The 12,687-nt window shown below is 67.9% G+C and carries 9 protein-coding genes; 5 read left to right on the top strand and 4 right to left on the bottom strand.

The genetic code is table 11. The features are described 5' to 3' along the window. Window positions 1-3 precede the first annotated feature (3 nt). A complete protein-coding gene (locus ASE63_RS25025) occupies window positions 4-1,488 on the bottom strand; it encodes a M81 family metallopeptidase (protein ID WP_056808184.1) in 1,485 nt (494 codons plus the stop codon). Window positions 1,489-1,715: 227 nt separating this feature from the next. On the opposite strand from ASE63_RS25025, the gene ASE63_RS25020 reads away from it, so the two are divergent. The 4 genes from ASE63_RS25020 (at window position 1,716) to ASE63_RS25005 (ending at window position 6,647) form a co-directional block, all read left to right on the top strand. After that, on the top strand, window positions 1,716-3,416 hold the full coding sequence (locus ASE63_RS25020; protein ID WP_056808182.1) for a dihydroxyacetone kinase family protein: 1,701 nt from the start codon (window positions 1,716-1,718) through the stop codon (window positions 3,414-3,416). Between the two features lie 102 nt (window positions 3,417-3,518). Then, the gene (locus ASE63_RS25015; protein ID WP_056808386.1) at window positions 3,519-4,208 is read left to right on the top strand and encodes an RraA family protein; all 690 of its coding nucleotides are present in this window, start codon (window positions 3,519-3,521) and stop codon (window positions 4,206-4,208) included. A gap of 95 nt (window positions 4,209-4,303) precedes the next feature. Further along, entirely contained in the window at window positions 4,304-5,332 is a 1,029-nt protein-coding gene (locus ASE63_RS25010) for a P1 family peptidase (RefSeq protein ID WP_056808180.1), read from the top strand. 79 nt (window positions 5,333-5,411) lie between these two features. After that, window positions 5,412-6,647: an MFS transporter gene (locus ASE63_RS25005; RefSeq protein WP_056808178.1), complete on the top strand. Its 1,236-nt coding sequence runs from the start codon at window positions 5,412-5,414 to the stop codon at window positions 6,645-6,647. Between the two features lie 34 nt (window positions 6,648-6,681). Here ASE63_RS25005 and ASE63_RS25000 read toward each other — a convergent pair whose 3' ends face one another. Further along, window positions 6,682-6,981, bottom strand: a complete 300-nt coding sequence (locus ASE63_RS25000; protein ID WP_056808176.1) for a hypothetical protein — start codon at window positions 6,979-6,981, stop codon at window positions 6,682-6,684. Between the two features lie 609 nt (window positions 6,982-7,590). Here ASE63_RS25000 and ASE63_RS24995 point away from each other — a divergent pair. Further along, window positions 7,591-11,703, top strand: a complete 4,113-nt coding sequence (locus ASE63_RS24995) for a cadherin-like domain-containing protein (RefSeq protein ID WP_056808174.1) — start codon at window positions 7,591-7,593, stop codon at window positions 11,701-11,703. A 311-nt stretch (window positions 11,704-12,014) separates the two neighbouring features. On the opposite strand, the gene ASE63_RS27630 is transcribed toward ASE63_RS24995, so the two are convergent. Both ASE63_RS27630 and ASE63_RS24990 read right to left on the bottom strand, forming a co-directional pair. Next, window positions 12,015-12,239, bottom strand: coding sequence for a hypothetical protein (locus ASE63_RS27630; RefSeq protein ID WP_156410600.1), 225 nt, complete (start codon window positions 12,237-12,239; stop codon window positions 12,015-12,017). A gap of 238 nt (window positions 12,240-12,477) precedes the next feature. Continuing rightward, window positions 12,478-12,687 (bottom strand): autotransporter domain-containing protein (locus ASE63_RS24990; protein ID WP_056808171.1); only part of this gene is annotated, 210 nt, incomplete at its 5' end.

Genomic DNA, 12,687 nt, shown 5'->3' with positions numbered 1-12,687 from the left:
CGTTCAGATGTCGTCGAGCGGGAAGATCGGGCGGCGCACCTTCTTGTAGGGCCGCTCCTTGAAGTTGCGCGTCGAGAGCGCGCCGGTATCGACCTCCAGCACCTCGCGGGCGATCGGCTGGAAGGCGGCGCGGAAATGCTGCATCGACTTGACGATCAGTGTCGATTTCCGCGTCGGATCGACACCGAGCGAAGTGAACTGGGCGAGATCGGTCGCCTGCCCGTTATGGGTGATGACGACGATCTCGACATCGTCGACCCGCAGCAGGGCCGAGAGCCCGTAATTGCGCCAGACGCCGCCGGCCATCGGGCCGTAGCAGATGAAGTGCCCGTCGGTGATCGCCACGACCTGCGCGTCGAGATCGAGCGGGCCGCCGCCCATGCTGGGATCGACCTTGTCGCCGAGCCTGATGCGGGCGCGGTTGCCGACGCCGGCTGCCTGCGCCGCAAGCGCCGCTTCGGGGTCGCAGATCGCGTGGAAGCCGACATTCCTGAGCTTTGCCGCGAGTACCGCGCGCAGCAGGTTGGTGGCGTCGCCATAGGCGCCGGAGCCGGGATTGTCGGAATAGTCCGAGATCACCAGCGGCTTGTAGCCGGGCGTGCCCGCATCCGCTTCGCCGGCCTTGGCGCGGGCGATCGCTTCGGCAAGCGGCGTGAAATGAATCGAGGAGAAGTGGCGCTGCTCCCAGGCATAATCCATGAGTTCTTCGGCGACGGCCTGCGCCTGGCCGCGATCATCGGCGGTGACCGCGATCGAGGGTCCGATATCGTGGACATCGGCCGAGGAGAAGCCGGCCTGGACGCTGACGACGAGCGCGTCGCCCGAGGCTTCCAGCGCATCGCCGCGGCGCAGCAGCTCGGCGAAGGGCGGCGAGGTGGTGCGGCCGCCGTCCAGCGCGTAGAGGATCGGGCGCCGGGCGAGCGCAACCTTCGGCCGGATCTCGCCCTTCATGGCCCGTTCGAGCAGCTCTGCGCCCTGCCAGGTCCGCTCATACTGGTCGATATGCGGATAGGTCCGGTAGGAGATCAGCGCATTGGCGTTGTCGGCCATGAGCTGCGTGACGGTCGCATGTAGGTCGAGGATCGCGACGACGGGCACGTCCGGTCCGATCTTCCGGCGCAGCCGCGCCAACAGCTCGCCTTCGCCGTCGTCGGAGCTTTCCGTCGCCATGGCGCCGTGCAGGTGCAGCAACACGCCGTCGACGCCCGCTGCGGCATCGACGATGTGGGCGGCGAAGATGTCGAAGGCCGCATCGGTGACGCGGCCCGATGGGTTCGCGCCGGTGACCAGCGGGTGCGTCAGGCTCCAGCCGAACTTGTCGGCGGCCTCGAAGGCGGCGCCCATCGATGTGCGCGTGCCGCGGAAGGCTTCGGGGATCGCGTTGCCGAGGAAGGCGCCATGGGCGCGGAAGGTGGCTTCGTCGGTGAGCTGAACACTGAAGGTGTTCGTCTCGTGCATAAATTCCGCGATTAGTACGCGCCACGCCATGGTGTTCGGTTCCTCCCCAGGATGCTGCTTCTTAGCTTATTGCTTTGCCGCTTCTTTGATCTCGCTCAGCTGGCTTGGCAATCGGCCGGGCGCATATGCGGTCCTGCCATCCAGAGGCTTGTCGCGTCGCGGCGAATATGCTGGCGGCCGGCTTGACCCGGCGCCGCGCATCGCCAGTCTGGGCGCGGCCCGGGACCATTCGATGGCCTGGCCGCAGGGAGGATGCCGTGAAGAAGCTGATCAACGATCCCCGCCATGTCGTGCGGGAGATGCTGGAGGGACTGGTCGCGCTGCATCCGGGCCTCGCCATCCTGGCCGATCACGACGTCGTCCTGCGCAGCGACCTGCCGGAGCCGGCGGCGCGGCGCGTCGCGGTGATCTCGGGCGGCGGCGCGGGCCATGAGCCGGCCCATGCCGGCTATGTCGGCGCGGGGATGCTGCACGCCGCAGTCTCCGGCGATGTCTTCACGTCTCCTTCGGTCGATGCGGTTCTCGCCGCGATCCATGCCGCGGCCGGACCGGCCGGAGCGCTGCTCGTGGTCAAGAACTATACCGGCGACCGGCTGAATTTCGGCCTCGCCGCGGAGCTGGCCCGGGCAAGCGGGATCCCGACCGAGATCGTCGTCGTCGCGGATGACGTCGCCTTGCGCGAGACGGTCCCGGAGGAGCGCCGCCGCGGCATCGCCGGCACGGTGCTGATCCACAAGATCGTCGGGGCGCTGGCCGAGCAGGGCGCATCGCTCGCAGAGATCGCAGCTGTGGGGCGTTCAGCCGTCGCGGGGCTCGGCACGATGGGTGTGGCGCTCGGCGCCTGCACGATCCCGGCTGTCGGCACCCCCGGATTCACGCTGGGCGAGGACGAGATCGAGCTCGGCCTCGGCATCCATGGCGAGGCTGGCGTCGCGCGCGCGCGCATCGCCCCGGCTGACGCGATCACCGACAGGTTGCTGGATACGATCCTCACCGATCGCGGATTTGGCGCCGGCGCGCGCGTCGCGCTGCTCGTCAACAATCTCGGCGGGACGACCACGATGGAACTTTCGGTCGTCGCGCGGCGGGCGCTGGCCAGGCTGCGCGAGCGCGGGCTCGTGGTCGAGCGGGCCTGGGCCGGGACGCTGCTGAGCGCGCTCGAAATGCCGGGCTGCTCGCTTTCGGTCATGAAGGTCGACGACGACAGCCTCGGCCTGCTCGACCGGGCCACGGCTGCGCCCGCCTGGCCGGGCTCCGGCGTCGTCCCGGCTGCCATGGCGATCGTGGCTGCGGGCAAGGCGCAGGCGATGGATGAAAGCCTAATCTCCGCGGACGCCCTTGGCGCCGTAATCCGAAGGGCGGCACTCGCCGCGGCATCGGCGCTTACGGCGGCCGAGCCGCGCCTGACCGAGCTCGACAGCCAGGCCGGAGACGGCGATCTCGGCATCAGCATGAGCCGCGCTGCGGCCGCGGTGCAGGCGCTTTGCGCGCGCGACGAATCCAGGGATGCGGCGGCGGTTCTCGCCTTGCTAGCGGCCGAGCTGCGGCGCGTCATCGGCGGCAGTTCGGGGCCGTTCTACGCGGTGGGGCTGCTGCGCGCGGCGCGTCGCCTCGCCGAGGGGCCGAGTGCCGGGCTCCCCGATTGGGCCGACGCCTTCGCAGCCGGCGTCGCCGCCGTCTCGGAACTGGGTGGCGCGCGCGCCGGCGACCGCACCATGCTCGACGCGCTGCTGCCGGCCGCCGAAGCGCTGTCGCAGGCGGCGGCGCACAAGGTGCCGGCCGCACAGGCCTGGGACCTCGCGGCCGAGGCGGCCCAGGCCGGCGCCGAGGCCACGACGACGATGAAGCCGCGGCTCGGACGCGCGAGCTATCTCGGCGAGCGGGCGCTCGGCGTGCCCGATGGCGGGGCCGTCGCGGTCTCGATCTGGCTCGCGGCGGCGGCCGCATCGGCGGGTTGACGTCCGCGCGGAACCGGACGGCCATGGCCGTGATAGGACTGCGGCGAACGCCTCGGAGCCGATCGGCCCGAGGCTCGATCGACTATGCCTGAGGAGAAGACCATGTCGACCATTCCCGCCTCGCCGGAAGAGCCGCTGTTCCAGCGTATCCGTGAGGAGCTCTACAGCGCCGTGCTCGGCGATGTGATGGATGCGATCGGCCTGACGCGCCAGTTCCTGCCACCGGAGATCCGCGTGCAGGTTCCGGGCGCCGTGATCGCCGGCCGGGCCATGACGGTGCAGGAGGCCGATTGCGCCGTCGATGTCGCGGCGCATGGCGGAGCCAAGCCCTTCGGCCTGATGTTCGAGGCGCTCGACGGCCTGCAACCTGGCGAGATCTACATCTGCACCGGATCGTCGCCGACCTATGCGCTCTGGGGCGGGCTGATGAGCACGCGCGCCCGCACGCTCGGCGCCGCCGGTGCGGTGCTCGACGGCTACCACCGCGACACCCGCGAAATCCTGGAGCTCGGCTTCCCCGTCTTCTCCGCCGGCAGCTATGCGCAGGACCAGCGCGTGCGCGGCCGGGTGATCGATTTCCGCTGCGACATCCAGTTCCGCAATGGCTGCCGGGTCAGCGCCGGCGATCTCGTCGTCGGCGACATCGACGGTGTGGTGATCGTGCCGGCCGCCCGCGAGAAGGAGGTGCTGGAGGCCGCCTTCGCCAAGGTTCGCGGCGAGAACAGCGTCCGCGACATGATCCTGGAAGGCCAGTCGACGGTCGATATCTTCGCCAAGACCGGGATCATGTGACGTCTCTCGCGGGCGCGGCTCCATCCACACCCGGGGCTTGCCAATTGCGCGATGCGATCGGACAAGCTGCCCGAACGGGAGCGGGGGAGGTTGTCTTGGTTGGACGGGCGCGCGATTTCGGCTTGATCTGCGGCAGCCTGCCGCCCGGGCCGCTCAACGCCATCACCGATGTGGCGGGCGTCGCGGTGGGACACCGTACCCTGCGGGACACCGGCATCCTGACCGGCTTCACCGCGATCCTGCCGCATCGCGGCGACGTGTTTCGCGAAAAGGTCCGCGCCGGCGTCGAGGTCATCAACGGCTTCGGCAAGAGCGCCGGGCTGATGCAGGTGGCCGAACTCGGCCAGATCGAGACGCCGATCCTGCTCGGCAACACGTTTTCGGTCGCGGCGGGGATCGAGGCGCTGGTCGGCCGGGCCTTGGCCGGGAATCCCGAGATCGGCCGCAGCACCGGCACGGTGAATTCGCTCGTGCTCGAATGCAATGACGGCTACCTCTCCGATATCCGAGCCAGGCGGCTGACCGTCGCCGATGCCGAGGCGGCGCTGGATGCTGCTGCCGGCGGGACGGTCCCGGAAGGGGCTGTCGGCGCCGGTGCCGGCATGAGCTGTTTCGGCTTCAAGGGCGGCATCGGGACCGCCTCGCGCGTCATGGAACTCGACGGGCGCAGCTTCCATCTCGGGGTGCTGGTGCAGGCCAATTTCGGCAATGCCGGCGATCTCGTCCTGCCCGACGGGCGCAGACCGGTGCCGGCTGCCGATGCAGCCCCGCCTGCGCCGGAGCGCGGCTCGGTGATCGTCATCCTGGCTACGGACCTGCCGCTGGAGAGCCGCCAGTTGACGCGCATCGCCCGGCGCTGCGGGGCAGGGTTGGCGCGGCTCGGCGCCTTCTGGGGCAATGGCAGCGGTGACATCGCCGTCGCCTTCACGACGAAAGCGCCTATCGTCCATCACGAGGGCGCCGGCATCGTGCCGCTCGACGTCCTCAACGAGAACCGGATCGACCTGCCTTTCCGGGCCGCCGCCGAGGCGACGCAGGAGGCGGTGCTCAACGCGATGCTGGCGGCGCCGGATACGCACGGCCGCGACGGGCATCATCGCCCCTCGCTGGCCGACCATCTCTGACGCAAGCGGCGGCAGAGGATCGACTTTTCGGTCCTATGCTCTAGCTTCGTCGAATCGGCTCCTCGGGAATTGCCGCATCGTGAATCCAAAGGCCTATGGCGGTTCCGTCGCCGCGCTTGGCGCGATCGTCACGGGCGCGCTGATCCTGCAAGTCGCCGGGACGATCGTGAACACCGTCGTGCCACTGCGGATGGCGGTTGCGAACCAGCCGCCGCTGCTGATCGGCCTCGTCGCCTCGGCCTACTCGTTGGGCTTCCTGATCGGCTGCTTCGCCGTCCCCGCCCAGGTCGGCCGGATCGGCCATATCCGCGGTTTCGCCGTCTTCGCCGCACTCCAAGCGATCTCGACGCTGAGCTTCCCGCTCTTGTCCGAGGAATGGTGGGGCGTCTCGCGCCTCGTCATGGGCCTGTCGGCCGCCGGCCACGGAATCTGCATCGAGAGCTGGATCAGCGGGCAGGCCAACGGCGCCCAGCGCGGCCGGATCTTCGGAGTCTACCAGATCCTCAACCGCGTCGCGCTGATCAGTTCGCAGGTCGGTGTCGGCTATGTCGCGATCCAGACTCATGACGTCTTCCTCTACGCTTCCATGGCGTTCTCCCTTGCCCTGATCCCGGTCGCCCTGACGCGGGCTCGCGGGCCGGAATCGAGCGCCGTCGTCTCCGTCGGCCTGGCGACGCTCTGGCGGCAGGCACCTGCCGCCGTCGTCGGCTGCCTCTATGTCGGGCTGACCAGCGGCCCGCTGATCAGCGTGATGCCTGCCTATGGCATCCTCTCCGGGCTCGACCAGCGCGCCACGATCCTGCTGACCGCGAGCGTCCAGGTCGGGGCGTTGCTGCTGCAATGGCCGATGAGCCTGCTGGCGGACCGTGTCGCCAGCCGCCTGATCATGCTGGTCGCGGTCAGCACCGTCGCCATGGCGGCTAGCCTGCTGCTGATCCTCCTGAACTTCGATATGAACCTGGGCCGGATCTGGCTCTTCGGACTGTTCGTCCTGATCGGCGGCTGCAGTTCGCCGCTCTACACGGTTGCCGTCACGCATGCCTATTTCCGCATCGGGCGGGACCAGGCCGTCGGGCTCTCGGCGCGGCTGCTGTTCCTGTGGGGCGTCGGCTCCGCCATCGGACCGCTTGCCGCGACCCTGCTGATGCAGATCATGGGCCCGCAGGGCATGCTGGTCTATCTGATCGGGCTGTCGGTCGCGGTTGCGATCTACGTCGCGCTGCGCATCTCGCGGCACCCCTCCCCGACCTTCGTCGAGAGCGAGGGCGGCGGAACCGCGCCAACGATGCCCGACATCGAGATCACCAAGCGCTGACGTGGCCGGGCCTGCAACGGGCGGCGCTCTGGGCTCACGCTGCGTCGTGGTCGCGCGTGGCGAGATCCTCGACATAGCGCAGGCGGTTCCCGGCCGTGTTGGCCAGGCCGCGCGCGCCGAGCCAGGACAGGAATGGAGCGGGCTTGATCGTGACGATCTGCAGGGCCCGTCCCTCTGCAAGCCATGCGTTCATCACCGAGACGGCGCTGCTATGCCAGACGTCATAGTCTGTGGGCATCTCGTCCCGGTCGTGAGCCAGCGCCCACAGCTCGTGGAAGTCTTCGCGCTCATACCACGGCATCGCGACCGTGTAGGCATCGACGGACGGTTTCACCCTACGGCCGATCTGCCGTGCATGACGGCGAATGAGAAACCGAAGCTCGCGAAAAGAGGCACCGCCGACCGGGAAAGTCAATGATGCGCTATGTCAGGTCCGCTGGTACTGGGCCGATCCCGACGCTTGCGCTGCTCCCGCCCTTCACCTTCGGCGTGGAGCCGGCCGGACGGTGATCATGCTCGCCGGCCTCTTCCAAGCGCTCACGGATCACCACCTGCTCGGGCCTGCCACTGACGCGTTGATGGCCGTCCATGAGCTGGTGAACAGAAAAACGGGGCCGGCAAGTCCGGCCTCTCGCTCGTGAGGATTCTACGACGCATGGCCGCGACGACGGCCTTGCCAAAGCGGCGTTGACCATCATCCGCACTCGGACGGCCGTTTGATGTACCTCGGCCGCCCCTGTGACTACTCCCAATGCTCCGCCGCCGGTCCGCAGAACCGTGCGATAGCAACAGTGATCGATCCGCTTGGCATGACTAGATCGCCGCGCGTCCTGTCGGGCGCGAAGTGTCGATCTATCTCTTTGTCCTGGCATCGGATGAGCCCGAAAAGCGCAAGCCACTTTTCGGCCCGATGCCTTAGGCCTACGTCCTGGGGGGAAGCGGCATGGCCACTCTCACTAGCTTCGATCTGAATGGCTCGGGCGTCGGGCTCGACGAGAGCAGGAGCTTTCAGGAGGGGGCGTCCGCCATCCGGCTCGCTCCGAGCGCCACGCTCAGCGCGAGCGGCAACTTCAATGGCCAGTCGCTTCGGCTTTCGGGCCTCCTGGCCGAGGCGCAGATCGGGTTCGCGAGTGGGGTCAGTCTTTCGGGCACGAACCTACGCGTTAACGGCGTCACGGTCGGCTCCGTAACGGGCGGTATCAACGGCGCCGATTTCGTGATCGCGTTCAACAGCAACGCAACGGTCAGCAGGGTTCAGACCGTGCTGCGCAATCTCACCTACACCGATGTCAGCGATACGCCGACCGCAAGCCAGACGATCACCTTCAATCTTGCCGGCACGGTCCGGACCGATGCGATCACCGTCATTCCGGTGAATGATAGACCTTTGCTGGACCTGAACGGCGCCGCCTCGGGCGCCGGCTCGTCGGCGAGCTTCATCGAGAATGGTTCGGTGGCTGTGGCGCCGAACGCGACGCTGACCGACCCAGATACGAGCAGTCTTGTCTCGCTCCAGGCAACGCTTCTCACCCGGCCGGACGGGAATGCGCTGGAGCGGCTCATCCTGGATGCGGCCGCCGCGAGCGCCGCCGCAGCGGCGGGGCTCGCCGTGACCTATGCGGCGTCCACCGGCGTCCTCAGCATCGTCGGCAGCGCGTCCACATCCACCTATCAGGCCGTCCTGCGCGGCATCCTCTACGAGAACGGCAGCGACCAGCCCTCGACCGCCGCCAGAACGGTCCGCGTGTCGGCGAGCGATGGTGCCGATACCAGCCTTACACAAGATGCGAGCATCTCGATCACGCGGGTCAACGATGTTCCGGTGCTGGACCTCAACGGCGCCGCTGCTGGAACCGGTGTGGCGTTGTCACATCAGACCGGCGCTCCTCTCGTCAAGCTCGCCGCTCTGGCGACCTTGGCCGATATCGACTCGGCGAATTTCGGCGGCGGGTCGCTGCGCGTGGGCTTCACGGAGAACGGCTCCGCCGGTGACCAGCTCCGGATCATGACGGACGCGACGGTGACGCTCAGCGGCACCACCGTGCGGGTCAACGGGACGAGCATCGGAACGTTTTCCGGCGGCACGAACGGCGCCGATCTCGTGGTCAGCCTCAATACGAGCGCGACGCCGGCGGCCGTCCAGGCGCTGCTCCAGCATGTCGGCTTCTCGACAGGCGCGGGCAGCCCGACATCACCGCGCGCCGTCACCTTCACGCTCAACGATGGGGACGGGACGGCGAATGGCGGCCAGGCCGTCGCCAGCGCCGTCGCGACGATCTCGCTCGCCGCCGGGCAGGGCAACGTCGCGCCGACGCTGACGGGCGATCTTCAGGCGACGATCGCCAATGGCAGCACCTACCAGTTCACCACCAGCGACTTCTTCTACACCGACCCTGATGACGGCCCGGCCGGCGTTACCTTCACCGTCAGCAATCTCGACAATGGTTACGTCCGCCGCAACGGCGCGGCGGTATCGAGCTTCACGGCCGAGCAGCTTGCGGCCGGCCAGATCACCTTCTGGCATGACGGGACGGAGCCTGTCGGCAGCTTCAGGATCGCCGTCGAGGACGGGAACGAGGACGGCTCCGCGCCGGTCGCGCAGAATTTCGTCTTCAACATCACGACCGGGACGGTGAACGCACCGCCGAGCCTGACGGGCGATCTGAGAGCAACAGTTGCCAGCGGCGCGACCTATGTGCTGACCCAGGCGGACCTGTTCTATTCCGACCCGGACGACGCTGCGACCGGAGTCGCCTTCGCGGTCGCAGGCGTCACTGGGGGGACGTTCCTTGTCGGCGGGAATGCGGCTACGAGCTTCACGCCAACGCAGCTCACCGGCGGGCAGGTAGCCTTCCGCCACGACGGCACGTCTTTCGCTCCGTCCTTCTCCGTGTCGGTGGAGGATGGGAACGAGGATGGCTCGACGCCGGCTCCGCGAAACTTCGTGTTCGACGTCGCGACCGCGCCGGTGAATGCGCCGCCGGGCCTGACGGGCGACCTAAGAGCGACTGTCGCCAGCGGCGGCACCTATGTGCTGACCCAGGCGGACCTCTTCTATTCCGACGCGGACGACGCCGCAACGGGCGTCGCTTTCGCGGTCGCAGGCGTCGCCGGCGGGACATTCCTTGTCGGCGGGAATGCGGCCACGAGCTTCACCCCGGCGCAGCTGACCGGCGGGCAGGTCGCGTTCCGGCATGACGGCACATCGACGGCGCCATCCTTCTCCGTGTCGGTCGAGGACGGCAATGAGGATGGGTCTGCGCCGGTGCCGCGAAGCTTCGTCTTCGATGTCGGCGGGGGCACAGGCGGGAACACGCCGCCGACGCTGACGGGCGATCTCCAGGCGACGATCGCCAATGGCAGCACCTACCAGTTCACCACCAGCGACTTCTTCTACACCGATCCGGATGACGGCCCGGCCGGCGTCACCTTCACGGTCAGCAATCTCGACAATGGTTACGTGCGCCGTAACGGCACTGCGGTCTCGAACTTCACGGCCGAACAGCTGGCGGCCGGCCAGATCACGTTCTGGCATGATGGAACCGAGCCCGTCGGCAGCTTCAGGATCGCCGTCGAGGACGGGAACGAGGACGGCTCCACGCCAGTGGCGCGGAACTTCGTCTTCAACATCGCGACGGGGCCGGTGAATGCGCCGCCGAGCCTGACCGGCGACCTGAGGGCCACCGTCGCCAGCGGCGCCACCTATGTGCTGACCCAGGCGGACCTCTTCTACTCGGACTCCGACGACGCTGCGACGGGAGTCGCCTTCACGACCTCAGGGGCCGCAGGAGGCACGTTGCTGGTCGGCGGATCCGCAGCCACGAGCTTCACGCCCACGCAGCTCACGAACGGCCAGGTCGCCTTCCGGCATGACGGAACGTCGTCTGCGCCGTCCTTTTCCGTGTCGGTGGAGGACGGCAACGAGGATGGCTCTACGCCGGTTCCGCAGCAGTTCCTGCTGACGGTCGGAAGCGGTGGCGGCTCCGCGCTCGATCTCACGGGCGCCACGCGCGGGGTCAGGGCCGATCTCGGCGCTGCGCAATGGACGCTCGCCACCAAGGTGATGGCACTCGGGGATTCGATCACCAATGGCGATGCACCTACGGGGCAGGACGAGCACGGCTATCGCGGTTTCTTCTACCAGAACATGGTCAATGCGGGTCGTCTGGTCGACATGGTCGGGCCCAACAGCAACGGCCAGGTGCCCGATCCTCAGCATGCGGGCTACCCCGGCGAAACCGGGGACGACATCCAGGCGCTGCTGCCGAATCTGCTCTCGACCTATGCGCCAAATGCTGTCCTGCTGATGGCCGGCACCAATGACATCTTCTACAAGAGCAATCCGCAGATCGCCGTCGGGGCCGAGATCGCCGGCATGCTCAACCATCTCGCGCAGGCGAGCCCGACGACGGAGGTCTATGTATCAACCCTGATCCCGCTGGCGGGCTACGCCACGGAGGTCGCCAATGTGAACGCTGCGATCCGCAGCGTCGTCTCGGACGCGATCGGGCGAGGGCAGAATGTCAGCCTCGTCGAAATGCCGAGCGTGACTCTGTCCGACCTGTTCGACGGCATTCACCCGACCGATGCCGGCTATCGCGAGATGGCGGGCTACTGGACGACGGCCTATCTGGCCAATCCACCCGCCGCCGGCACCGGCACGGCGATCGCTGCCGCCGTCACCGCCATCACCGGCAGCGCCCATAACGATCTCCTGATCGGCGACAGCCGGGCCAACGAGCTTTCGGGCGGCGCGGGCGCCGACTGGATCAGGGGCGAGGGCGGGAATGACCTCCTGACGGGCGGCGCCGGCCGGGATACCTTCGTCTTCGCGCCCGGCTTCGACCAGGATACGGTCCGGGATTTCGTGCGGGGCGAGGATGTCCTCGACTTCCACTTCCTCAACCTGAATGTCGGCGATTTCGCGTCCTGGCGTCAGGAGCACATCGCTGCTTCAGGTACCGACGCGGTCGTGACGATCGAGCCCGGTCACTCCGTGACGCTCACAGGCGTGACCGCCACCACACTGCAACTGAGCGATTTCCTGTTCGTCTGATTCGACATGGGAGGCCAGTGCGAGGGAATGAGCGTTGCAAGCGCGCCCGACGCGCCTCCTCGGCGCGGCAAGTGACTGCGGGTACTGAAGGGAAAGCCGCGGCAGCGTCCTGGAACGCTCCCGCGGCGTAAAGTCGGAAGAGCAATCGCGTTGAACTCTTCAGCCGGAGAATGCTCCATTGCAGCGCTCCGCCGCTAGGGACGAAGGTCGGGCAAATCAGCAGACCTTTGGTGTCGCAAATGCCCGCAACCGCACGGACCTTCGGAAGCTCCATTGACAGCAAGACGCCGGCCCGTTCGGCGCCCGCCGGACTACTTCTCCTGCCTGCACAGGCCGGACGGCTCCTCGGCGGTCTCGGGGCTGACCTCGTCTTCCTGGAGCGCGGCTTCGAGCCGTTCGCGCAGTTCCGCGATCGTCGCGAATGGCTTTCCACATCCCGCGCACTCTATGAAGGCATCCTCATCCGTCCACTGAGGGATATACATGGTCACCGCGCCGCAGTCGGCGCAGGCGAATTCCGGGGCACGCTGTCCCAAGGTTCCTCCAGAGGCACGGCAGCAGGCGTGTAGAGGATAGAAGACCCGGCGGCGGAGTCTAGGATTTCAATCGCGGGCACCCCACTCTCGGGATCGAACCTGTTGCCAGGAGGCAGCAGCCACCGCGGCGATTTCGTCAGCACCGTGCATGCTCAGGTTGGTGCCGAGGAACGGAGATTCAGTCCATGCCAGGAAGCGGACCAAGGATAGCGTACCCTGGGGCAGCCTGCCCCCATCCTCAGAACCTGACGGCAAGGTTGGCCTTGAAGGCATGGTCCTGGGCGTCGGTTGCGAGCTGGCCGGTGTAGGAGACGCCGAGCGTCGCGCTCCGGCTGATGGCGAGGTCGAGCCCGGCTTCGAGGAGCGCCGCATTCTTCGCGATCGGGACGCCGGCGGTGCTGAACGGGGCGCTGCCGGCGAAGGCGAGCGTCGCCTGTGGGTCGACGTC

Source organism: Allobosea sp. Root381, assembly GCF_001429395.1.
Lineage (GTDB): Bacteria > Pseudomonadota > Alphaproteobacteria > Rhizobiales > Beijerinckiaceae > Allobosea.
The sequence above is the reverse complement of the archived record's forward strand: the minus strand, read 5'-3'. Positions and strand labels throughout refer to the sequence as shown.

What these genes read in the sequence shown, in the direction of transcription:
- ASE63_RS25025 (WP_056808184.1), bottom strand. Translation starts at nt 1,488, where the DNA reads ATGGCGTGGCGCGTACTAATCGCGGAATTTATGCACGAGACGAACACC.
- ASE63_RS25015 (WP_056808386.1), top strand. Translation starts at nt 3,519, where the DNA reads ATGTCGACCATTCCCGCCTCGCCGGAAGAGCCGCTGTTCCAGCGTATC.
- ASE63_RS24995 (WP_056808174.1), top strand. Translation starts at nt 7,591, where the DNA reads ATGGCCACTCTCACTAGCTTCGATCTGAATGGCTCGGGCGTCGGGCTC.